This is a genomic window from Bacillus sp. PPSBB_2, assembly GCF_045291115.1.
Classification (GTDB): domain Bacteria; phylum Bacillota; class Bacilli; order Bacillales; family Bacillaceae_G; genus Bacillus_A; species Bacillus_A cereus.
Genome location: NZ_CP147983.1, coordinates 3,622,166 through 3,646,222, shown reverse-complemented (window position 1 = coordinate 3,646,222; position 24,057 = coordinate 3,622,166). Strand labels below are relative to the sequence as shown.

The following is a 24,057-nucleotide window of genomic DNA, read 5'->3' as shown; positions in this document are numbered from 1 at the left end:
ATCAATATACGAGTTTATTTTAAATCTGTATAATGTAATGAAAGGACCAAAGTTTATCTATAAAATAGATAAACTTTGGTCCTTATTATTTTTTTGTTTGCACACGAAGTTAAGATAATATTAGATGTTTTTTGTCCAGACTTTCACTCGATTAGAAAAGAGCGTAAAGTATTTGAAAGCTATTGATATTACGCAAGGGGATATTGTTTAAAGTAATCAGAACTTCATCGGTTGTTAAGTTACCACTTTAAATATATAATTAAATTTCATTAAAAAGATACTCTATTCAAAGTCCTTATGGGGCTTTTGAAGTGAAATATATACTATTTGAGGTGTGTGAAATGGGGAAATCTCGAGAGCAGACGATGGAAAATATTTTAAAGGCTGCTAAGAAAAAATTTGGAGAGCGTGGCTACGAAGGTACGAGCATACAAGAAATTGCAAAAGAAGCGAAAGTGAATGTTGCTATGGCCTCTTACTATTTTAACGGGAAAGAAAACCTATATTATGAGGTGTTTAAGAAATATGGTCTTGCTAATGAGCTACCCAATTTTCTTGAGAAGAATCAATTTAATCCTATCAATGCCCTTAGAGACTATTTAACGGTTTTTACTACACATATAAAAGAGAACCCTGAAATTGGATCATTGGCATATGAGGAGATTATTAAGGAAAGTGCACGATTAGAAAAGATTAAACCGTATTTCATAGGTAATTTTGAACAGTTAAAAGAAATATTACAGGAGGGTGAAAAGCAAGGAGTTTTTCATTTCTTCTCCATAAATCATACGATACATTGGATCACTTCTATTGTTTTATTTCCAAAGTTTAAAAAGTTTATTGATTCTTTAGGGCCAAATGAAACGAATGATACAAATCATGAATGGATGCCAGAAGACTTAGTGGACAGGATTGTTACTGCATTAACAGATAAACCTAAAGTGTAAAATTATAAAGAAGTATAATGTATTCTTTTTATTGAAAAAATACAAACCTTTTGGAAGTGAACCTAGTAGTATTAATTTATAGATTTATATACTTTTATGAAAATAAATGAAGTAAATTCAATTTAATCTTATTTATCTTATAGGGATTATAAGTTATACTAAAAGTAGGTACAAAATGTACCATTTGAAAAAGAGTGCATTGCAAAAAGGAATCCGTAAAGGATTCCTTTTTTTGTTTCTTTGAAAATGAAGCAATGTTCTAATAATTAGCAGTCCTTTTTGCATGGACTTACTGAGGTTATAATGAGAAGAAAAAGAACCCTATAGGGTTCTTTTTCAAGGCATATTAACAGTAAGGAGAATCATGAAATGCTACTTCAAATCTTTATTAGGGGAAAGATTTTGAAAAAGCTTAACATGTATTTATTTTCACATAAATGTAAGATGTAGTAAATTGATAATATTTATACTTACTATTACTAATATTCAATTAAGATAGTTAATACTATTTATATAGTGTTAACTGGTGTATAGTACAGTATAGATTTAGAAATTTAATATTAGATTACATTTGTTAAAAAAGTTAATAGATATATTATTTCAAATTCTAACTAACATTTAAACAATTTTAATTGAAATTGGTTGTGTATTAACCCTTATAAGCCAATAAAAGTAAATAAAATAAACAAAGACCCTGTAATAAATACAGGGCCGGATACAGGGTTAAGGGAACGCATAGTTTCTTAATATCATAGTAGCATATATTCTTTGTATAGCTACATGAGGATTTTGACAGAATTAAGAACAAGACAGAAAATCTGTAGGAAAGCAAATATAGTGCTGGAAATGTGATTTTAAATTAAGCTATAGGTATATTGAAATGGATGAAAACTCTTGAGTACCATGATTAAATTGCCTTTAATTATGAGGTTTAGGTTAGAGGGATAATTGGATCTTACTGAAAAGAAAAAATGTTTTTTAGATTAAAAGAAGAAAAGACACCTTTTGGGTGTCTTTTCTTTAAGTAAACAGTTCACATATTGCTGAATTAGATACGAAACTATAATTCGACTACGAAGTAAATCCTAACATAATCTGAACAGAAAAAATATGTAATATTACATTTTTAGTTTTTAATTATTTTATTCAATATAGAGAAGCAACGTAAATAAAAGGGCATGCAGTCGTATCTGCAGCCCTTTTTAGGAGGAATTCAAGACACCATTAGGACACGTATTGGTAAACAGGTTCAAAAATAGTATGTGTGAAAAGAAAAAGTCCTATACCAAAAGTAGACAGGACCTTATCTTTTTTACATTTTAAAAAATGAAATTCTGTCCTTTTGAAATCAGTACAGCACACACTTGGTTTGAAATGAAATTAGAAAAAGTATACATGAAAATGGCAGACAACTATTTTGTTGCCTGCCGGTGCCAGTGGGTTGAATGAGTTAGTCAATTCAATAAATTGTGCTATCCCATTACCAGAAGAGTGAAGCCGCTAGTTCAAACGGCTTAGACATAGTTTGTCTAATAAAGAAAAAATTATGAGTAGAAATTTTGTTTGCTCTATATGAAAAGATAAATAGATATTCATCAGACAAGGATAATTTAGCATATCTTGAATAGGGTGTAGGAACGAATTAAAGAAAGGGATATTTGTTTAGGAAGGGACTGACTCAGGAGTGGGACTTTCGGACAGGGTTTGGGGAGCGGTGATTGCCTTTGGCATTGCGACTAATATCGTTGCTTGTATAATGGCAGTATACATTCAAAAATATGAGCTAATGATAAATCATCTTACAAATATTTTATTTTTAATAATTATCTCTTTAACGTTTATAAAGATGAAAATTAACAGATGGGTGGCTTTAGGATTTACATTAGTTGTAATAGAGAAAGGTATTAAAGCGGGATATGACTTCTACACACATAATTATTATAGTGTCAGTTGGAGTTTAGCTATCATTGTCTATTGCATATACGAGATGGAAAAGTATCATATTGAAATAAACAAATAGGCGCAGCAAAAAGGTGTTAGTAGGTGGAATTCTTTTTAAAATACTATAAAAAAGACACTACAAGAGTGTCTTTTTTTTGAAAATACTCTATAATTAACTTTGGGGAAGGTAATGTTAGAGTATTCGTTTAGCATTATCTTTATATTTGATAAACCATGAAATCGAAAGATTTTGTGGTTTATTTTATGAACAATAGATATTACAGTATTGGCAGTGAGCTATTAATCATTTGAAGCATTAGGGGAGAATGGATTAAAAGTCTAACATCGAATAACGGTTCCGGAATATAGTGTTGCGAAATGATCTCCCATATCCCAAACGGTACTTGCCTGTATATAGCCCTTAAAGCCTTCTGAAGAATAATAAATCTCTTTTGGTATACTTTCTTTAGTTTGGAAATGTGCTTTAGAGTACTTTACATAATGGTTTTTAACAACTTTTGCTTCTGGAACAATAGTGTTTTTTTGTTCCAATGTTGGTCTAGCACTAGAAGGTGGTATGAATTTTACATTGTCTTGGTAATTAGGATCTAAGGTGTCAGCTTGTACATTGTGTGACGAAACAAAGGTGCTTAGACTACTTCCCGCGATTAAAGTTGAAAATACTAACTTTGAGAATTTTGTTAATCTACTCATTCTATAATCTCCTTTTTATTATTTTGTAAGGTATCTCCTTACACCTCACAGTCTATATCCACTACAAAAGGGTGTACATACATATTGATAGACAAAATTCTACAAAATACCGCATGTTTTTCGGGTTTATGTATAATAATCCAATGTCTAATAATCTACCAAAAGTAAAAAGGTAGGTCTTATATAAAAGAAAATGAATAATTTATGCAGGTAATGTATATGGAATTATTGTTTAAATATTCTAAAATGAGTTGATAAAGATGTTGGCAGGTTTTTTGGAAAACAAATAATTCCCTAGGTGAAATTTGGAGGGAACATTCTCTGTTAGAGTTTTTATAAGGGAATTCATTTTCGTAGATTCAAAATGTAAAAATAACTAAAAGAGCAAGTGTTTCAATGGGTAAAAAGCTATGTTGAGTCTTTTTTCTCTGTTGGTGGTCGTCTAATCAATGAAATGACGGATGCTTATGATAGTTTGTGTCTAGCAACATTCGTGTATAAACGAATGAATTAAGAAAAGGGTGAAATATTGGATAACTCGAAATGGATGCCTTTAAGTAATGTTGATGATGATGAGGAAATTTGGGTAGGAGCAAGAGTTAGGTTGTACAATGTTGGTATGAATAGAGAAGATAAAGAAAATAATTTCTATGAATATATTATTTCTTATATCTACGACAACACTAACTACTTACAACTAACTAATTTAACAACAGGAAAAGCAGGTTATATTATTTGTGTCATTGAAAAAGAATTACCAAATAATTATGCTTTGGGCAGAACATTAAAGCAAAGAATAGGTTTAGAAAATACCTATTTTAGATTTGAATAATCAACAAATAAGGGAAGCACCAACTCTAAGAACCTGTCTGAAATCTTTGGTATAATCTATGTAAAAAGGATGTTTTCCATGATACACAATTATACAAGTAATATTACTCGTGAACAGTTTGAAGTGATTCGAGAGGATTTAGAAAATGCACGGAAAACGACGCGCCCACGCACAGTAGATTTATACGAAGTATTCTGTGGCGTACTGTACCTGCTCACAACAGGCTGCCAATGGCGCAATCTACCAAGTGACTTTCCAAACTGGAAAACCGTGTATTCCTACTATCAAATTTGGCGGAAAGTAGAGGAGAATGACACAAGTCTTCTCGAAAAAGTGCATAAAAAAATTGGTCGAAACATATCGTGAGCAAGACGGATGGAAGAAGCAGACGAGTTTTTGCATCGTAGATGCTCAAAGTGTGAAAAACACATGGACAGCTGGTGAAAAAGGCTACGATGCCGGAAAGAAAGTTTCAGGTATCAAAAGACACATCGCTGTAGATACCAACGGTCTCATTCATGCGATTCAGGTAACAACTGCGAATATAACAGACCGAGAGGGTGCCATCCAAATGTGTAAAAGGCATACAAAAGCATTGGACAAAGTGACCAATATACTTTGTGATGGTGGATATACGGGGCCATCCTTTGCACAATCGATAAAAGAAGCGATTGATTGCTCGGTTGAAATCATCAAACGCTCTGAACTTCACAAATTTGTCGTGTTACCAAAACGCTGGATTGTGGAACGAACCTTTGCTTGGTTGGAAAATTACCGCAGACTTTGGAAGAACTGTGAGCGAACGCTTGAAAATAGTAGACAAAGTTGCTTATTGGCAGGTGTGGCGATTTTATTAAAAAGATTTTAGACAGGTTCTAAGGTGTCTTCCCTTATTTAATACTTTTTATCAATAATCAATATTAACAGAGCCTAAATAAAAAAGTGAGAAAAATGATAAACACTCTTCTCACTTTCATCAATTAGGGTGGCATATACATAAATATGCGTTTGGGTGGATTTTGGATGAAAAATCCACATGCATAGTATAACAAAAAAATTATGGCTTTTCGCATGTAATATTGCATATGAAAAATAGTAAAGTTTTAAATTTTAATATTAACAACTTATATATATGTGTTACAATGTAATTTTCTAATTTATTTTATTCTCCTATTTAGAATTTATAGTTTAGTGATTCAATAAAACAAAAGTGGTTGTAATAAATAGATAAAACGATGAAATAATACAGTTAGAATGGTTAAAAGGCAGTTAAATATAAGTATTAAAAGAAATAAATTTACTTATTTATGTTTAGTGAATGTATTATGGTAAGAATTTCATCCGATTGGATTAGCGCTAAACTAGATTTTTATCCAAACAAATCCAATAATTATTTTTTAAATGAAGTATATGTTGCATCAAGTTTATTTGGAATAATTCGTAGTCTAATAATTGCTGAATCTAGAAAAATAACATATTCGAAAGGAGGACAGATAAAACTCTGTCTGTGAAAATTAAATCTCTAAATTATAAAGTATGGATAATAGGATGTAATTGTGGTTTCATTTCGAATGGTACCATAAATGAATGTGGAAAAGTAAAGGAGAAAAATTTAAATAAACTATATAAGTAGTAAAAATGAAAAGGAGAAGTAGCTAGTGTTTAATATAAAAGAAAGATTGGGGCAAATAAAGCTTAAAACGAAGTTGTCTATGGCATTTATAGCAATATTAATTATACCAAGCCTTATCGTAGGAGTATCATCTTATAATAAATCAAAAACAGATCTTAATGAAACAATTCTACAATCAGCAAAAGATAATATAAGTATTTTAGATAAGATTGTTGATGATGAATTAGAAAATAAGCATACAGATATCACTCATTTTGCAAAGGTACTCACACAAGGGGATTATAATCCTGAACAATCGCAAAATGTACAGAATAAATTTGATCAATATATACAGTTACATCCAGAGATAGAAACGATTTATACGGCATCCAGTAACAATCAATTTATTCATGCACCTGTTGGAAAAATACCAGAAGGGTTTAATCCGCTAGAAAGCAGTTGGTATAAGGATGCAGTAAAAGCAGATGGAGAGATTATTGTTTCATCTCCATATAAATCAAAGTCTACAGGAAATATGGTAATTGCAATTGCAAAGCAGAATGCAGATAAAAGTGGTGTCATTGGCGTAGATTTGAATATTAAAGATATCGTAAAAACATCCAAAATGATAAAAATTGGGAAGTAAGGATTTGTATCTATAGTTAGTCAAGATAAAACTATAGTTGTTCATCCATCACTAAAACCTGGAGAGAAATTAGATAAAACTTTAGTAGATGAATTGTACAAGACAGAAGATGGAGTAATTACTTATAGCCTCAATGGTGAAGATCGAAACATAAGCTTTAAGACAAATAAAAAAACAGGTTGGAAAATAGCTGGCGTAATGCCTACGAAAGAAATTGAAGAAGCTACCAATCCTATTTTTTATAAAACGCTCACTATAATAGGTGCTTCATTATTGTTAGGTGGAATTGTAATTCTATTCATACTCAAATCTATAATTACTCCACTAAGATAATTAGTCATTTCAGCTCAAAGAATTAGTCAAGGAGATTTAACCGAGAAAATAGATATTCGTTCAAAGGATGAACTTGGTCAATTAGGTGGTAGTTTCAATACAATGGCAGAGTCGTTACGTAATATTATTTCTCAAATTAACACATCTGCAGGACATGTAGCTGCGTCTTCTGAGGAACTAACTGCTAGTGTAGAGCAAGCAAGTGTTGCGACAGAACAAATTACAAAAGAGATGGAAGAAATCTCGAACAGTGCAGAGGTTCAAAATAATGAAGTTGAGTCTGGAGCTGAATTAATTGGTGAGGTAACACGAAATATTCAATACGTAGCTGAGAATGCTTCTGAAGTATCGGCTTCATCCATATACACTAAACAAAAAGCCAATGAAGGTGAACAATTAGTAGAACAAACTGTAACACAAATGCAGTCTATCCATCACTCTGTTTCTCAATCCGATAATGTCATAAAATTATTAGATAAGAAATCACAGCAAATTGGCAGTATATTAGAAGCGATTCAAAATATTGCGGAACAAACAAATTTATTAGCATTAAATGCAGCGATTGAAGCAGCTAGAGCTGGGGAACAGGGGAGAGGGTTTGCAATTGTTGCTGATGAAGTTAGAAAGTTGGCGGAGCAATCATCCGAATCTTCAATGGAAATTGGAAGTTTAATTAAGGAAATACAAGCAGACGTACATGAGACTGTAAAAGCTATGAATGAAGTAGGCGTAGAAGTACAGTCGGGAATTAAGGTTGCGAATGATACAAAACAAAGTTTTTATGAGATTTCAAAATCTGCAAATGATATTGTATCAAAAGTGCATGGTATGGTAGAACTATCAAATAAAATGACAACTGATGCAATGAAAGTTGATACATCGATTGATCAAATAGCTATGGCTGTAAAAGAAAATTCTTCAAGTATGCAAACGATAGCTGGTTCATCTGAGGAACAACATGCTTCTATGGAAGAGATAAATTCTTCAGCAATACAATTAGCACAGATGGCGGAAGAACTTCAAGAGTTAATTGGTGGATTTGAGATTTAAGTTGAGATTCTAGGAGAGAATGCTAGAATCTTGTTACAGAGTGGAAATGAAAAATCTTATAACATAGTAAATAAGTATAATATGTACTCTCTATGCGTATTGAACAGGCAGATAAGCCATTTAAAAACCCTCCATTTGGAGGGTTTTTAAATACATTTACATTAAATTTGTGGTGGTGCACCACCATAATCGCCAACACTATATGAAGGAGCAGGATAATGCCCATGAGTAGCAAGCTGATCTGTTTTAGAAAACTGAAAAATTCCCACCGTTAATACCCCAATAAAAGCAATGCCTGATAATAATAAGCTAATTTTTTTCATTATTTTAACACTCCTTTTGCGATTGATTTTTGTCTTGCTTGATAACAAATATGGAAATAGTCACTTACTTTTTGGTGGTTCTCTAATTGTCTACATTTTGTGGCAAATAATTCGGCGTATTCGACAACATATTCCCATAATTCTTCTTCCTCAAAGTATAAGATTCCTTCTTGAATGATTTTTTCTAATTCTTCCAATGGAATATTTTCGTTTAATTTTTTTAAAATAGAGAAGTGGTGTGTGTATTCTTCGTTATGAATTTCTCTACAAATCTGTAGTCCCTTATCAATGAGTTGGCTGGCCGTTGATTGTTCTCCTAACTTATAATGTTCCTTAGCTTGTAGGAAGATGGCCTTGAAGTGTGTAGGGATTTTCTCTGTTACTTCTGAAAGGTGACGAATAGCTAAAGTAGACATACTTTGATCAGAATACAGCCACCCCATAGTATTTTTTACGTATAACAAGGAATCTTCTTCCCTATTTTTTTGTAGTAAATCAATTGCGCAATGTAGATATTCTTCTGCTTGTTCGTACTGTTTTAAATAGATGCAGCAACCACCTAGCAAACTATTACAAAAGGCTGTTTTTACTTCATAACCTTCGTACTTTGAAAAGATTGCTCTCGATTTATTTGCGTACTCGATAGAAGCGAGATTGTTATAGGTATGGTGATAGAAAGTAGCAATTCTATAGTAAAATTCAGCATGTTCAATTTCATCTGGTATAGCTACCAATATTTTTTCTGCTAGTTTATAATGTTCCTCTGCCTCAGTATAATTAGATATAAAAGTGGAATGAATGGATTTGAAAAAATGATAATAGAATTGTAGAAATTGATCTGTAGGCATATCATAATCGCTAATAGTATCAAAACTATTTTGTTGAATACCAAGGCTATCTGTTAAGACCTTGTAACGAAATTCGAGTAGTGAATAGTATAGTAACAAATTTTGATCCTGATGTTCTTGATCCGGCTCAATGCTTAACTTATTAATTTTTTCATCAATTTTCTTTTTTAGATTAGTAGCTTTTATAACTTGTTGAGATAGCATAGCTCGATACCAGTCGTTCAATAGAGAGGTTAATTGCTCATTTCCCTTTACTGAAACACTCATAATATACGCCCCCATTTTCTAAAAAAATCCTAATCCAATTTAATTATAAACATCATAACAAAATAGAAGAAAAAATGGAGTGATATTACAATATTTTTCAAGAAAATTCATAAAAAACAATCAATTTGTGTCGAATATACTTAGAATAAAACATCCAAAAAATTATCAAAAGATGATATGAGTCTTTATACGTTCTATCAGGTGGACTTAGAAACTGTGATTGAAGATTTATGAAATTTCCTTTTCTTAAAACGGATCAATTACATATTAATTTTTAAATTATTTTATCGGATACATATAGTATGTATCCGATAAAATATATAAATCTTGCGTATGTAAATAAGAAGACAATAAAGAAAACAAAAAAGAACTTGTAAGAATTCCTACAAGTTCTTTTTTAGATAATGTAAAAGGTGAAACAGACTATGTCATTATTTGTAATAGTAAAATTATCTTACGTATGGTTTTGTTTTATTTTATTTTATCATTTTAGCCAAGAAGACTCCTTCCTCAAGGGGCGTGAAGGGCCACAGTCCAGTGAGTAGGTGGGAGATGAATTGGCCTCGAACAAGAGATGGCAGGAAGCCATCTTAATTGTTCGACATATAGAAAGTATTACTCTACTATCTATCGAATGTACGTTTGGTGTATAATAGTCATATACCGAAATGGAGGTGAATCAAATAATGATTAATAAAGCCTATAAGTTTCGTATCTATCCAAATCAAGCACAAGCAATTCTAATCAACAAAACGATTGGGTGTTCTCGCTTTGTATTCAATCATTTTTTATCCTTATGGGATCACGCATACAAAGAGACAGGAAAAGGCTTGACCTATGGTATATGCTCTGCCAAACTACCTGCCATGAAGAAAGAGCTTGTTTGGCTAAAAGAAGTGGATAGTATTGCGATTCAGTCGTCTGTTCGCAACCTTGCGGATGCTTATACGCGCTTTTTCAAAAAACAAAACAGCGCACCGCGCTTTAAATCTAAGAAGAACAACGTACAATCTTATACCACAAAACAAACAAATGAAAACATTGCCGTTGTAGGGAACAAAATAAAGTTGCCGAAACTAGGCCTTGTTCGATTTGCCAAAAGTCGCGAAGTAGAGGGGCGTATTGTAAATGCTACAGTTAGACAGAACCCTTCTGGTAGATATTTCGTGTCACTATTAGTTGAAACAGAAGTACAAGAACTTCCAAAAACACATTCTTACATTGGAATAGATGTAGGACTAAAAGATTTCGCTATTTTGTCAGATGGAACACACTATGAAAATCCGAAATTTTTCCGATCATTAGAAGATAAGTTGGCGAAAGCACAGCGTGTTCTTTCTAGAAGAATGAAAGGATCTTCTCGCTGGAATAAACAACGAGTAAAGGTAGCTAGAATTCATGAATACATATCAAATACTAGAAAAGATTACTTGGACAAAATTTCAACTGAAATCATCAAAAACCACGATGTTATCGGTATAGAGGATTTGCAAGTATCGAATATGTTAAAGAATCATAAGTTAGCAAAAGCAATTAGTGAGGTATCTTGGTTGCAATTTCGATCAATGTTAGAATACAAAGCAAAATGGTATGGCAAACAAGTCATTGTCGTATCGAAAACATTTGCTTCTAGCCAATTATGTTCTTGTTGTGGATATCAAAATAAAGACGTTAAAAATCTAAACCTACGTGAATGGGACTGTCCTTCTTGTCGTACACACCATGATAGGGATATTAACGCAAGTATCAATCTAAAGAGTGAAGCGATAAGGCTTCTAACCGCAAGGACTGCGGGGTTAGCCTAATCAATTAGAGTTCGATAGAACTCTTTACTTAGGAATCCCTCACTTCTAAACGAAGTGAAAGTGGGGGTAGTTCAAAGAAGATGTACTATATTGAAGATTTGTTCTTATTGTTGATTAAAGGGAAATTTAAGACTGGTAAGGGGAAAGTGCATAAAAGAGAAAGTCTCCTTTATTTATTCTGAAAAGATAATTCAAAAAGCTATTTGTGTATAGAATAAGCTATGCATAAATTCATCAACATTGGTGATAATAAATAAGAGAATCAATATATAAGCATAAACTTGTTAAAGCTCAGTGTAATTCTATAAATAGTAGATGAAATTATCTGAAAAATAACATTATTTACTTTTCGAGTAGGATAAGTAGAAAAAAAGGAAGTTTTTCTTTGAAGAAAGCTCTTTTGACAGGAATAGATTTTTTCATAACTAGAACAAATAAATTAATAATCACATATACTGTATTGTCGTTAAAGCAAGACATTATTTTCTCAGAACAAGGGAATCACTAGAAAAATACGTGATTCCTTTATTCTTCAATATAATGTCAATAGTTGATTTGAAATAACCGAAGAAATAAAATTTTTGTTAATGGACAATCACATAATTTTAGGTATAGTAGGTTTATAATTTAGACTATAAAAATTAATGTATCTTTTATTATTTTAACCAAGAAGACTCCCTCCATAAGGAACTCACAGCAAGTATGGGTAAGTGGGAGTAGTTCAAAGCATGCAATATTGTTTGATTTGGCTAATACATAGATTTCTCATCTCAGAACTGGTGTAAGAATTATAATGTTTATACCATTCTATTGTATTTTCTAAAGTCTGTTGTAGGGACCATTTTGGCTGCCAATTAAGATTGAATTTTGCTTTGCTAATGTCAAGGTTTAGTAAATTTGCTTCATGAAAATTTATTGGATCTATATTTTCTGCTGTCCAATCCCCGCAGCCCCAAATATCTAGTAAACTGGTCACTAATTTTTCTACTGAAACAATATTGCTTAGGGATGGCCCGAAGTTCCATGCTCCTGAATAAAGGATACCATTATTTATAATTTTTTCTGTAAGGAGTAAATACCCGCTTAAGGGTTCTAGTACATGTTGCCAGGGTCTAATAGCAGTAGGGTTTCTAATAATAATGTTTTTGTTTGATTCTAATGCTCGTATACAATCAGGAATAATTCTATCTATTGACCAATCACCACCACCAATTACATTACCAGCTCGAACGCTTGCAATTATTTTCTTGTGTTGAGAAAAGTTTTCTTCTGAAAAGTAAGAATTTCGATAGGAAGAAATTAAAAGTTCGCAGCATCCTTTGCTTGAGCTATATATGTCATGGCCGCCCATAGGGTCAATTTCACGATAACCCCAAGGCCATTCTTTATTTTCATAGCACTTGTCACTTGTCACCATGATTCCTATTTTAGCTGATTCATGTAATCGAATTGCCTCTAGTACATTCATAGTTCCTACAACGTTTACCTCGTATGTTTCTCTAGGATATTCATATGAATACTTAACTAGAGGTTGGGCAGCTAAATGGAATACAATTTCAGGTTTATAATCTGTAAAAACCTTATTTAATTTATTAAAATCTCTAATGTCTCCACGAATATCAATTATATTATTTTGAAGGTTAGTAATGTTAAAGTTATCATTCTTATTTTTAGGATCTAATGAATATCCGATTACAGTAGCACCTAATTCATTCAACCATAGGGATAACCAAGAACCTTTAAAACCAGTATGTCCAGTAATTAAAATTGTTTTTCCGTAAAAAGCATTATTAAAGTTTTGGTTTAACAATTAGTCCACCTCCTTTAGTACCCTATTTTTAGGGGGTTAGGTATAAATGTTTATTATTTTTATACCAATTAACAGTTTTTATAATTCCTTCTTCAATATTAATTCTAGGTTCCCAGGAAAGAGAGTTTTTTATTTTTTGCACATCCGCTTCAGGAACCCATCTTTCATTTGTTCTAGAGGAAATTGCACCGTAATTTGGTCTGGAATTGGTTTTCAAATGTTTGAATAATAATTCTACATAATGTTTCAAGGGGTGAATAGTGCCGCTCCCAATATTAAAAATTTCATTTTGTACAGTAGTATTTTCTACTGCTAGGATACAGGCATCTATTACATTTTCTATATAACAATAATCTCTTAATTGATTACATAAAGTTAAATTTACATCTTTGTTTTGTAATACTCGCAAGATTATATAGCTAAAAATTTTATGCGGCTCTTCGCCTTCTCCGAATATGCCAAAAGGTCTTAATGTTATAAGATTAATATTGTTTTCGCTAGCAATTTGATGGGCGAGTATAGTAGCAGCAGCTTTGGTACTTCCATAGATATCCACAGGAGTTAGTAACATATTTTCATGAATAGGTTCCATCTTGTTACCGTATTCAGAACTACTCCCAAAATTGATGATTTTTTTACAATTCACCAATTTTGCTGCTTGAATAATGTTACAAGTCCCTATAACATTTGTTTCTATAGCATGGATGTAATCTGTATGGGCAGAATTTACACCATAGGCTGCCAGGTGAAAGATATAATCGGGATTAATTTTCTTTATTGCATCTTGTACTTGTTTTTTATCTCGTATATCTATTTCATAGGTTTCAATATATTTTAGAATATCCTTTAGTCTCCAAGAGTTTGATGGTGTTCTTATGAAAAGAACAATTTTTGCTTGTAAATTTAAAAGTCTTCGTGCCAAGTGAGAACCAATAAAACCGTATCCACCAGTAATAAGGAAAGTTTTATTTTTAAATGAAGCAATCATAGTGATAATCTATCCTTTATTAAGATGTATTTTTAGTTGCTGAAATAAATAGATTTATTTTTAAATAAGGAAAGTATCAGTCTTAATTGTGATGAGGGGAGGGGTATTTAAAATAATTTTTTATTGTTGTTGTATCAATTTGATCAGCAAATAAAGAGGAGGAAGGTTTTTGAAAGGTATTATGAAGGGTATGACATGTCTTATTCAATTGTTCAATATAAGGAATGTATATATAATCTAAAACTGCTGGAGGTAATTCTAAAGTTTCGTGTTTCCATAAATCGAACTCATTTGGATTAATAATTTGCATACTTCCAAAATGAAAAGCTATTAATTCATCTTGATCAATAAAAACTTTATTATCTGTTTTGGATATAGAACTGCTATTTAAAATGACATTCCAAGGTGCTGCATCAATACCTCTATGAGTCATGATTTTTATATTAGAAAAGATGTTAGGAATGTGATTTAAATATTTTTGATCACCCCATCTATCCATTTCAACATCATAATGATTATTACAATATTCTAGGCATTTATCTTTCCACCATGTTAAAATTTCTTTACTATTTTGATCGTTTTTGAAGCCTACTAAACCAGCTTGGTATATACCGTGTATGCTTTCAATTTCAGTAGAGCTTCTTTGAGGGCAAAGGAATACAGAGTATTTCCACCACTCATCAAGAATGATATTAGGTGCTGTAAAGAAATACATATCAGCATCACAATATATAATGTGATCAACTTCCGGATAAAGACTAAGGACATGTAGACATAGGGGCGCTTTTAATGTCCAACAATACTCTTGTAAACTTCTATCATTTTTTATACTGAGGAGTTCATGATTTTCAATTTCTTTTACCGGAATTAGTATGGCGTGCTTTAATTTTAATTTCTCTAATATTTGATAAGTTAGATCATCCATACAACAGATCCATACAGTAAATTTAGCGTTGAAATTTTCTAAGGAATAATAAGAGGTCAATCCTTGAATTAATCGTTCTTTACTTATAATCATGGAAAAGTTCATAAAATGATTGGATTGATTCATTTTTCTTCTTAATTGTGAATCTTTATATAAAGTTTGAGCTTTATTTATATCTTTTTTACTTAAAAATTGTTTAGTATCTTTATTGAATTTATCCTTTAATTGCTTTAAAACAAATTGAATTCTCTCTAAATACGGAGTGTAAATATGGTTTAATATATTATTGGGTATTGAAATTTCTCCCAAAGACCAAAGATCAAAATCATTTTCAGTAAAGATAGTAATACATGCAAAATGGTAAACAACTAGTTTGTCGTTTTCAATAAATATATCATTTTTAGTCTTGTCAATTTTATAATCGTTATTATATATACAGTTCCAAGGCGCAGCATTTATACCTAAGTTATTTGAAATTTTTACTTTTGGAAAATATATAGGGATATAATCTAAATACTTTTGGTCTCCAAATTTCCCCTCTTCAGCCTCGGCACTGCACCAATCTATACATTTATTTTTCCACCATCTTACACTTTTTAGTCCATAGAGATCATTCTTAAATCCAATTAGACCAGCCTGATATTTTCCGTACATTTTTTCTACCCAATCACGATCTCTTTGGGGGGTTAGGAAGATAGAATGGTCACCCCATTCCTCAAAAATAATATTAGGGTCAGAGAAAAAGCATAAATCACCATCACAATATAGAATAGATGGTAAATCATAATTGACCAATAAATATTCTATCAAGACAGATTTTAAAGTCCAACAATATTCATTTACTTTTCTTTTTCTCTTAATTGCTTTTAGTTCACGATCTTCTAATTCTTCAACTTGTAAAAGGTTTACATTAGTTAAACTCATTTCTTTTAATAGTGAATATGCAAAAGGATCTATACAACAAATCCACAATGTGAATTTTTCTGAGTACTGCATTAATGATTGCTGTAAAGCAATAATTTTCAAGACATACTCACTACCTACAATGACGCAGAAATGATTATTTAGATCATGTTGTTGATTATAGAATTGGGGATTAATTCTTTTTTGAGTATTTTTTTTGGAGAGATTTGAAGCTTTAATTCCTGTTGAAAGTGGGTTAACTATTTTCTCATTAGAGGGGATGTACAATCGAGGTAAACTTATTTTTTTATCATTAGAGTTCAATGCTTATTCAGTCCTCTCCACTAAAATTTATTTGGATTCCAACTTTCATTTACAGTTTTTAAATCTTTAGGTGTATCGACACTAGCCCAAAAGTCATTGTGTTCATAGACGGCGAGCTCATTGTCTTTTATTAAATTTCGAAGAGGATCTTCTTCTAGAACACAATCATCATTATTACTTAAATAATTGAATATTTCTTTGTTAAATACAAAAAAACCGCCATTAATTACTTCATCAAGTAATGGTTTTTCTTTAAAATCAATAGCAATTCCATCTTCGACCGCCAATAGGCCGTATTGACTATTTTTTTTAATTCCAGTTAATGTAGCAATTTTTCCTTTTTCTTTATGGAATGCTATTAGTTGATCAATATCTATATTGGCTAATCCGTCACCATAAGTTAATAAAAAGGTTTCACCCTGTACAAAGGATTCAAGTTTTTTTAGTCTTGCCCCGGTCATTGTATCAATTCCTGTATCTATAAAGTGTATATTCCAATTTTCTAATTTCTGAAGTAGCGTATATTGACTGGTTTTAAAATTCAAACTAAAGTCATTCTCTTTCCAGCTAAAGTCCATAAAATATTCCTTAATTTTCTCACCTTTATATCCTAAGGGTAAAATGAAATCAGAATGTCCATATTTTCTATACCAATTCATTATATGCAAGAGGAGAGGCTTTCCTTGAACTCGAACTAATGGTTTGGGAATGTCCTCTAAAATTCCTTGCATCCGAAGCCCTTTTCCGCCACACAAAATTATGACTTTCATAGATTTATTTCCTTCCTCTCTATATATTTTACTAATTTAAACTATGTAGTTTGTTTGGTAAATGTATACACGGTTGTACCATAATGACAATCAACTAAAAAAAAATATGTTAGATTTATAATTCAGATGCTGATTAAACGTGGAGAATACACACTGTAGTTTATCATTAATTATATGTAAATTAGGTTCTTTTAAAATCTATGCTTTAGTTTATTTAATATTAATGAAAGAAATTGCTTGTTCTTAAGATAAAAGAAGGGGAAGGAAATCAAGGGAATTGAAGAAGCTTATAATGAAATATCCAAGAAGACAAAATATAAGATAAAGTATGGAAGTAAGTAGTCGTGAATGCACTACATAAGCAGAATATGCTGATCGCATAAATGATTATACAGAAATCAATAGAAGAATAACAAAGGGAATTAGCCATTTAAAGGAAAATGGAACAACTATTTTTACATTTTATAAATTCAAAAAAGAGCACCGCATAAAGGTGCTCTAGTGATGGAACTAATTTTGTAAAGAACTATTTATTCAATAAAGAAGGACTTACGAATTATTATATGAACGTTTTGTTAATTAAGTGTGTATCAATTAGACAGGAATTTTATTTTTCTACACCTATTTGATTTTACGGGCCAAATCATGTTAAAAGTAAGAAGAAAATTATTAAGTTAATGTTATTTTGTTTAAAATAACATCCCAATCGGAATCATCACCTTCCCATCTATCCTGATAACGTGGGAGTTCAATTGAACAAACCCTCGATATTCCCCAATTTTGTTCAACAATATTAGATATACCCTCCTTGAAATTAACAATAAGAATATTAAAATCCTTATTTGTAATTTTAGATAATACGTTTTGTAATTCAACCGCTTCATCTCGATTTCCCCAAATTCTAATGAATAAAATGGATTCACTACTATTTATTTTTTCAAGGAATCGATTAATTCTAGTGTCTAATTTAGCTTTAAAAGAAGGATAGGTTGATTTCAAATCCTTTTCGGAATTAATAGGAAAATCATGCATTGAAAAACAATTATAATAAGTGTCCTTTATACAGTAGGTAATTCGTTCTGCCCATTTAATTTGATTATCAAATTCTGATTCAATAAGACCGTAACTTTCTGAACCTTCTATAACCATATTTTCCAACTTCATGAATTTTTTAAATCGATTTTGAAGTAATCTGTTTACATCTGAAAGTGATGGATAATAAAACCAATCTAAAGGTCCAGAAAATGTTCTTAAATTGTGTCTTTTGATTTGGTTGGTGACTTGACACAATCCTCCTAAACTTACAATTACGCCATAGGATTTTTGTATATCTTCTAGGTTCATCCTCATCATCCTTTATAAAAGTAATTTAAATTATCTGTTCAGTATATGATGCAATAACATATTGATGTGGACCTATATATCACAGTACATAGAGCTAAGACATTTGTATAAATTTAAAAAGTCAAATACCTAAGTTGAGGGATTTCATCTTTGACGTTATATCATGGAGTTATTATTGGAATGAAAGCTGGTAGGGATATTGCGCCAGAGTTATATATTCTCCAGTAACTTAATTTAGAAACCTGTTCTTGATTACTGTAGTAAAATTGTTGTTCTTTTAAAAGAATCCTTAGATAAAAAAGAAAAATCTATTGGCTAGCATTTAACCAGTAGATTTTTCTTTTCATCTTCATAGTTTTCCTGCCTCTCTTAAAGTTATGATATATAATCTTTTAAAGACTGACACGGTGCATTTTTTTTCATAATGCACGCAAAAAAATCAGTTTAAGAATTATGTGAAATCGTGTCAAAAAATTAAAGGTAATTATATATGTATTTAAGATGATATCCATCTGCGTGTATTTTTTTAAATTTTTAGATAAATGCAATGATAATGGCTTCTTAAGAATTAATTTAGCACCTTGTTTATTTAGAAAAGCCCTATAAACCATTTAGTTCATAGTAAAAGTAATATATTTAATATTAAATGTCTTGCATAATGCGATAAAATTTCACAATTTTTTATCAATATATACAGAAAAAGGTAACGAAACTTAAGCGATATTTAATACTTTTCATATTTGTAAAGTATGTGAATTTGTTTATTTTAACATCTAAGATGTTAGATGTTGTTTTTTAAACATTACTTATCCGGATTCATGAAAAGTATTTTAATGAATTATTTTTATTTTATATAATAATATTTTAGTTTTAATATTAAAACTAAAATATGGAAGTAACATAGGGGATTTACGCATATAGTAATGTTGATGGTAAAATTAACAAAATTTTCATTTAAATCAGATAAAACTATGATGTTTTTAACTTATAATCATGTTACTACGATGAAAAAAAGGCTACTAATTAGTTAATTTAAAAATCAATTTTAGATAGGAAGAGGATAATGAAGACCAGAGATAGTTATAAAATTATTGTAATTGGTGCTGGGACAGCAGGACTATCTTCTACTGCACATTTATTACGAAATGTACCCCTATTGAAAGAAAGTATAGCAATTATTGATCCATCAAAAAAACATTACTTTCAGCCACTATGGAGTTTAGTGGGGGGAGGAATTGTTTCAAAGGAAAGTACGATGCGTAATCAGGAATCGCTTATTCCAAAAGGGGCAACGTGGATCCCTAAAAGTGTTGTTGAGTTATTTCCATCTGAAAATAAGATACTTTTAGATGACGGACTGCTACTTGAGTATGAAATTCTTATTGTAGCAGCTGGTATCCAAATAAATTGGGACAGTATTAAAGGCTTAAAAGAGTCTATTGGCACTAATGGGGTATGTAGCAATTATTCTTATACATATGTTGATTCTACTTGGAGAGAAATCGAAAAATTTAAAGGAGGAAATGCGCTTTTTACCCACCCTAATACTCCTATTAAATGCGGTGGTGCTCCACAAAAAATTATGTACTTAGCAGAGGAGTATTTTTGTAATAGTGGTGTAAGAAACAGAAGTAAAGTAATATTTTATTCTGCAAACAATAACATATTTCAGGTTCCACGATATGCAAATACTTTAGAACAAGTACTAGAAAGAAAGCAAATTATAACGAATTATAATAAAAATCTAGTGGAAATTATCGCCGAAAAGAGAGAGGCAATTTTTGAAGATACGCAAACACTAAAAAGAGAAACCGTACCATATAGTATGATACATGTTGTTCCGCCAATGGGGCCACCTAATTTTATTAAAGAGAGTGAGATAAGTGATCATCAGGGGTGGGTAGATATAAGCCCTTATACTTTGCAGCATGTGCAATATAAAAATATTTTTGGACTTGGAGATTGTACCAATTTACCTACCTCTAAAACTGGAGCAGCAATTCGAAAACAAATACCCGTCTTAAAACAAAATATTATGGACGTACTTAGCGGAAGAGATTTACAGGCTAAATATGATGGATATACATCATGTCCGATTGTTACAGGATATAAAAGTCTTATACTTGCTGAATTTAACTATGAACATGAGCCTCAAGAAACGTTTCCATTTAATCAAGCGAAAGAACGGTATAGTATGTTTTTACTTAAAAGATATATGTTGCCATATATGTATTGGAATTTAATGTTGAAAGGGATTCTATAGGAGAAGATAAAAAGTGGTTACAAAAATTGAAAATTAATTTGAAATAACTAATTGGAGGGAATAGCTATGCTTTTAAAATATTTTTATGATGAAAAATTAGCACATGCTTCCTATTTAGTCGGTTGTCAGAAAGAAGGCGTAGCAATCGTTATTGATCCTAGTCGCTATATAGAACAATATATAGAATTTGCTAAGAAAGAGGGGATGGAAGTAATTGCTGCGGCTGAGACTCATATTCATGCTGATTTTCTTTCTGGGTCTAGAGAACTTTCTAATCTTTACCATGCAAATTTATATGTATCTGATGAAGGAGATTGTGATTGGAAATATCAATATCTTAACGAAGGTCGATACAAATTGGTTAGAGAGGGCACAGAGTTTAAAGTAGGTCATATAAAATTTAATGTAATTCACACCCCAGGGCATACGCCTGAAAGTATTTCTTTTTTAGTAACTGATACAAGTCAAAATAATTATACGAATGATAAACCGATAGGAATATTCACAGGTGATTTTATATTTGTAGGAGATATAGGAAGACCGGATTTATTAGAAACTGCAGTCGGTATTAAAGATACTGCAAAAATAGGAGCGAAACAATTATTTGATTCTATACAAAAAATAAAAATACTTCCTGATTATTTGCAAATATGGCCATCACATGGTGCGGGAAGCGCATGTGGAAAAGCATTAGGAGCAATTCCAACTTCTACATTAGGTTATGAAAAGATGTTCAATTGGGCATTTCGGTGTAATGAAGAAAGTGATTTTATATCGACTTTATTGACGGGACAGCCAGAGCCTCCAAAGTATTTTTCATTAATGAAGAATTTAAATAAGTATGGTCCGCCAATTCGTAAGAAGAGAAAAAGTACTGCTATTAATACAGTAGAAGAACTTCAAGAAATTTTGAAGAGCGTTTATCAAATAGTTGATATAAGGGATGTAGAGAGTTTTGCTGCAGGTCATATCGAGAAGTCAATTAACATACCTTATAACAATTCTTTCACAACTTGGTGTGGATGGTTATTAGATTATAAAAAAGAAACTTTAATAATTCTAGATGAGGAAAAGGTTAAAGTAGAGGCAGTTATTAGAGAATTTGAATCTATTGGGTTAGATAATATTATTGCTTTTGCACCCTTAAAAGTAATACAAAGACTTGATAGATTTGAAAGTTACAAAGAAAAAACATCGATTGAATTATATCCGCATATAAAAGGTGGAAGCGTTAAGGTTATCGATGTGCGTAGTAAAAAAGAGTGGGAGGAAGGACACCTTCATGATGCAATACATATCACTTTAGGTAATCTATTTGAACAACTAGATTATATACCGAAAGATTTTCCAATAGTTTTGCAATGTCGAACCGGATTACGTTCCGCTATAGCAGCTAGTATTTTACAAAGAGCTGGTATAAAGGAAGTAGTGAATTTAAAGGGAGGATTTCTTGCATGGAAAGAAGAAGGGCTTCCTTATACAACATGCAATCTCAATGTGTAGGAAAATATTATATGCTAGGTAAGAATAATTAAAAGAAGTTATAGATGACGTGTTAGAAAAGGGAATCATAATTGTCGCAGATTCAGGAAATACATTAGGATTATTAATTGATTATCCAGTTAAATATGAAAATGTAATATTTGTTTTAGCATTAAATAATTTAACATTGGATCCATCTTTTATGGAATGGCAGTGTTGGAAGTACTTAGGTATTATCAATAAGAACCTAATTTAAAATTCTCTTGGATGCAAGAGAATTTTTTTATTGGGAATAGTAAGGGGGAGGGGAGGTGCATTACATATGGGAAAAGGTAGAAGTAATAATGCTGGTAAAAAGCAACCAAATTTTGATGATTCATCTAATTTTGCTAAACAAAGCCAACCAACAGAAAAGAAGAAGAAATAAGAACAGGAGCTCTCTTGATAAAGGGAGCTCCTGTTAAAAGTGGACTGACGTTTCAGAATAACATATCGATGGATTAACCCAATAGCCATAAATACAAGGTTTTAATTTTTCGAAGGGCACCTAATTTAATATTATTGTCCCGCTTTTTTATACTTATTGACGCGTTAAATCCATTTAAAATGCTCCTTAATGGCGTTGGGCGTGACCTTCATTAAAATTTTTTAAACCTAATGGGACTTACCATTAAGAGGGCGAGGATTAAAGTAATCCATGCATTACTATATGAAAACAATGCCATACCAGCCAATGATAATCCTGCAGCTGGAATAGGTAATCCCTTAAAATATCCAATAGTTGGTTTAATACTAAATTTAGCTAATCTTAAAGCACCCATTGTTGGGAATAGGATAAATGCCAAAGAAGTTAAAATAGAAGGTGTTGCTATCGTATGAAATAAAAGCGCAGGAGCGACGCCGAAACTAACAATATCAGCTAAGGAATCCAATTCTACGCCAAACTCACTGTTCACTTTTAATTTTCTTGCAATTCTTCCATCAAGAAAATCTAAAACAGCTGAAAAGAAAATGAGAATGGAGGCTGCTCCTAAATATTCACTCATATTCAAGGTGATTGAGAAAACACCGCACAATAAATTTCCAATCGTAAATAAATTCGGTATAACTTTTACAAGCTGATTAAACAAGTTTGTTCCTCCTAAATTAATTAAACTTCACATTTCTGTAGCAATTTCTATATATTCTTCCGTTATTCTTAAAAATATATGACCACTGTATTACTGTAAGCTAATTAAATTTCGATAAGAGAAAAATTGATTTCTTAAATGTTCCACTGGTTTATAAAAATGTTTAATCATTTTCAGTACGCGTTATTGAATATTAGCACCTGATAGTTGATATTTCGAGTAGTCAGGGATTTTCCGGTTCTGGTGCAAAAAATTCAAGGTAATTAAAAATAATCTCTAAAAAGGAGACATAATGATACTATTATTTTAAAAAGGTTCGTGGTTGGTATCGAATATAAAAAAATAGAATTTTTATACAAAAATCACCCGAAAGGGTGCCTTTTGTACCTCTTAAAATGACTGAAGATGTGTTTACTTGAGTTCATTAGGTAGTTAGAGGTTGATAGACTATCTTTAACGAAAATGTTGAGTAGTTCATCTTCATTATATATCAATTTAATAATGATTGGGGATTTAGAAAGTTCCATGGAAAGTACATATCAACCTGATTGGAAGATTGGAAATTTAATAACTGGTGATACATTTTACTTAACGCAACATTTTGGTGCGCAAATGAAAATTTTTAAAGTCCACACAAATGGTACCCTAGAACGATTCCAAACAATAGAACCAGAATTAAAATAAAATTTTTGTAGCATCAATTAAATTCATTTCTTTTTATGCAAACACACTTTCAGCGGAACTAACTTCTTCACTATTTTGCGCTGGAAAGACTTTATAAAAAATGGTTACGTTTTCTG

17 protein-coding genes and 1 pseudogene are annotated in these 24,057 nt (G+C 31.3%); 9 read left to right on the top strand and 9 right to left on the bottom strand.

The features are described 5' to 3' along the window. Positions 1 to 341: 341 nt before the first annotated feature. Both hlyIIR and V6946_RS18045 read left to right on the top strand, forming a co-directional pair. The gene (gene hlyIIR, locus V6946_RS18050) at positions 342 to 947 is read left to right on the top strand and encodes a hemolysin II regulator HlyIIR (protein WP_006928663.1); all 606 of its coding nucleotides are present in this window, start codon (positions 342 to 344) and stop codon (positions 945 to 947) included. A gap of 1,684 nt (positions 948 to 2,631) precedes the next feature. Further along, positions 2,632 to 2,967 carry a hypothetical protein gene (locus tag V6946_RS18045; protein ID WP_033692926.1) on the top strand — a complete coding sequence of 112 codons (336 nt, stop codon included), beginning with the start codon at positions 2,632 to 2,634 and terminating at the stop codon, positions 2,965 to 2,967. Positions 2,968 to 3,227: 260 nt separating this feature from the next. On the opposite strand, the gene V6946_RS18040 is transcribed toward V6946_RS18045, so the two are convergent. Then, positions 3,228 to 3,602 (bottom strand): hypothetical protein, encoded by a 375-nt coding sequence (locus V6946_RS18040; protein ID WP_000088972.1) that lies wholly within the window; start codon positions 3,600 to 3,602, stop codon positions 3,228 to 3,230. A gap of 547 nt (positions 3,603 to 4,149) precedes the next feature. Between V6946_RS18040 and V6946_RS18035 the strand changes: the two genes are divergently transcribed. The 3 genes and pseudogenes from V6946_RS18035 to V6946_RS18025 all read left to right on the top strand — a co-directional run bounded on the left by V6946_RS18035 (position 4,150) and on the right by V6946_RS18025 (position 8,075). Then, positions 4,150 to 4,434, top strand: coding sequence for a hypothetical protein (locus V6946_RS18035; protein ID WP_002024558.1), 285 nt, complete (start codon positions 4,150 to 4,152; stop codon positions 4,432 to 4,434). A gap of 78 nt (positions 4,435 to 4,512) precedes the next feature. Then, a protein-coding gene (locus V6946_RS18030; RefSeq protein ID WP_406622083.1) for an IS5 family transposase occupies positions 4,513 to 5,302 on the top strand; the annotation gives its coding sequence in 2 pieces (ribosomal slippage) (positions 4,513 to 4,770 and positions 4,772 to 5,302; 789 coding nt in all). 790 nt (positions 5,303 to 6,092) lie between these two features. Continuing rightward, a pseudogene (locus tag V6946_RS18025) lies at positions 6,093 to 8,075 on the top strand (methyl-accepting chemotaxis protein). A 161-nt stretch (positions 8,076 to 8,236) separates the two neighbouring features. Here V6946_RS18025 and V6946_RS18020 read toward each other — a convergent pair. Together V6946_RS18020 and V6946_RS18015 are read right to left on the bottom strand one after the other, a co-directional pair. Further along, complete coding sequence (locus V6946_RS18020; protein WP_000724107.1) at positions 8,237 to 8,398, bottom strand: hypothetical protein; 162 nt, start codon at positions 8,396 to 8,398, stop codon at positions 8,237 to 8,239. Continuing rightward, the gene (locus tag V6946_RS18015) at positions 8,398 to 9,513 is read right to left on the bottom strand and encodes a Rap family tetratricopeptide repeat protein (protein ID WP_000116953.1); all 1,116 of its coding nucleotides are present in this window, start codon (positions 9,511 to 9,513) and stop codon (positions 8,398 to 8,400) included. The genes V6946_RS18020 and V6946_RS18015 overlap by 1 nt, the downstream gene beginning before the upstream one ends. 686 nt (positions 9,514 to 10,199) lie before the next feature. On the opposite strand from V6946_RS18015, the gene tnpB reads away from it, so the two are divergent. Further along, complete coding sequence (gene tnpB / locus V6946_RS18010; RefSeq protein ID WP_006922732.1) at positions 10,200 to 11,318, top strand: IS200/IS605 family element RNA-guided endonuclease TnpB; 1,119 nt, start codon at positions 10,200 to 10,202, stop codon at positions 11,316 to 11,318. Positions 11,319 to 12,039: 721 nt separating this feature from the next. Here the strand turns inward: tnpB and rfbG are convergent. From rfbG to V6946_RS17985, 5 genes are all read right to left on the bottom strand, one after another. Next, on the bottom strand, positions 12,040 to 13,128 hold the full coding sequence (gene rfbG / locus V6946_RS18005) for a CDP-glucose 4,6-dehydratase (RefSeq protein WP_000934345.1): 1,089 nt from the start codon (positions 13,126 to 13,128) through the stop codon (positions 12,040 to 12,042). A gap of 28 nt (positions 13,129 to 13,156) precedes the next feature. Next, positions 13,157 to 14,116: an NAD(P)-dependent oxidoreductase gene (locus V6946_RS18000; protein ID WP_000561952.1), complete on the bottom strand. Its 960-nt coding sequence runs from the start codon at positions 14,114 to 14,116 to the stop codon at positions 13,157 to 13,159. Between the two features lie 82 nt (positions 14,117 to 14,198). After that, a complete protein-coding gene (locus V6946_RS17995) occupies positions 14,199 to 16,268 on the bottom strand; it encodes a hypothetical protein (protein WP_006922731.1) in 2,070 nt (689 codons plus the stop codon). 20 nt (positions 16,269 to 16,288) lie between these two features. Further along, positions 16,289 to 17,038 carry a sugar phosphate nucleotidyltransferase gene (locus V6946_RS17990; protein WP_000864434.1) on the bottom strand — a complete coding sequence of 250 codons (750 nt, stop codon included), beginning with the start codon at positions 17,036 to 17,038 and terminating at the stop codon, positions 16,289 to 16,291. A gap of 669 nt (positions 17,039 to 17,707) precedes the next feature. Continuing rightward, positions 17,708 to 18,382, bottom strand: a complete 675-nt coding sequence (locus tag V6946_RS17985) for a papain-like cysteine peptidase (protein ID WP_001047153.1) — start codon at positions 18,380 to 18,382, stop codon at positions 17,708 to 17,710. A gap of 1,063 nt (positions 18,383 to 19,445) precedes the next feature. Between V6946_RS17985 and V6946_RS17980 the strand changes: the two genes are divergently transcribed. After that, positions 19,446 to 20,645 (top strand): FAD/NAD(P)-binding oxidoreductase, encoded by a 1,200-nt coding sequence (locus V6946_RS17980; RefSeq protein WP_000857313.1) that lies wholly within the window; start codon positions 19,446 to 19,448, stop codon positions 20,643 to 20,645. A 66-nt stretch (positions 20,646 to 20,711) separates the two neighbouring features. Further along, positions 20,712 to 22,148, top strand: a complete 1,437-nt coding sequence (locus V6946_RS17975; protein ID WP_000925322.1) for a rhodanese-like domain-containing protein — start codon at positions 20,712 to 20,714, stop codon at positions 22,146 to 22,148. A 617-nt stretch (positions 22,149 to 22,765) separates the two neighbouring features. On the opposite strand, the gene pssA is transcribed toward V6946_RS17975, so the two are convergent. Continuing rightward, positions 22,766 to 23,257 (bottom strand): CDP-diacylglycerol--serine O-phosphatidyltransferase, encoded by a 492-nt coding sequence (pssA, locus tag V6946_RS17970; protein ID WP_000483080.1) that lies wholly within the window; start codon positions 23,255 to 23,257, stop codon positions 22,766 to 22,768. 501 nt (positions 23,258 to 23,758) lie between these two features. Between pssA and V6946_RS17965 the strand changes: the two genes are divergently transcribed. Then, positions 23,759 to 23,941, top strand: coding sequence for a DUF5065 family protein (locus V6946_RS17965; RefSeq protein WP_002000399.1), 183 nt, complete (start codon positions 23,759 to 23,761; stop codon positions 23,939 to 23,941). Positions 23,942 to 24,057: the final 116 nt, after the last annotated feature.

What these genes read in the sequence shown, in the direction of transcription:
- V6946_RS18015 (WP_000116953.1), bottom strand. Translation starts at nt 9,513, where the DNA reads ATGAGTGTTTCAGTAAAGGGAAATGAGCAATTAACCTCTCTATTGAAC.
- V6946_RS17990 (WP_000864434.1), bottom strand. Translation starts at nt 17,038, where the DNA reads ATGAAAGTCATAATTTTGTGTGGCGGAAAAGGGCTTCGGATGCAAGGA.
- V6946_RS17975 (WP_000925322.1), top strand. Translation starts at nt 20,712, where the DNA reads ATGCTTTTAAAATATTTTTATGATGAAAAATTAGCACATGCTTCCTAT.
- V6946_RS17965 (WP_002000399.1), top strand. Translation starts at nt 23,759, where the DNA reads ATGATTGGGGATTTAGAAAGTTCCATGGAAAGTACATATCAACCTGAT.
- V6946_RS18000 (WP_000561952.1), bottom strand. Translation starts at nt 14,116, where the DNA reads ATGATTGCTTCATTTAAAAATAAAACTTTCCTTATTACTGGTGGATAC.
- V6946_RS17985 (WP_001047153.1), bottom strand. Translation starts at nt 18,382, where the DNA reads ATGAACCTAGAAGATATACAAAAATCCTATGGCGTAATTGTAAGTTTA.
- V6946_RS18020 (WP_000724107.1), bottom strand. Translation starts at nt 8,398, where the DNA reads ATGAAAAAAATTAGCTTATTATTATCAGGCATTGCTTTTATTGGGGTA.
- V6946_RS18035 (WP_002024558.1), top strand. Translation starts at nt 4,150, where the DNA reads ATGCCTTTAAGTAATGTTGATGATGATGAGGAAATTTGGGTAGGAGCA.
- tnpB (WP_006922732.1), top strand. Translation starts at nt 10,200, where the DNA reads ATGATTAATAAAGCCTATAAGTTTCGTATCTATCCAAATCAAGCACAA.
- V6946_RS17980 (WP_000857313.1), top strand. Translation starts at nt 19,446, where the DNA reads ATGAAGACCAGAGATAGTTATAAAATTATTGTAATTGGTGCTGGGACA.
- hlyIIR (WP_006928663.1), top strand. Translation starts at nt 342, where the DNA reads ATGGGGAAATCTCGAGAGCAGACGATGGAAAATATTTTAAAGGCTGCT.
- V6946_RS18040 (WP_000088972.1), bottom strand. Translation starts at nt 3,602, where the DNA reads ATGAGTAGATTAACAAAATTCTCAAAGTTAGTATTTTCAACTTTAATC.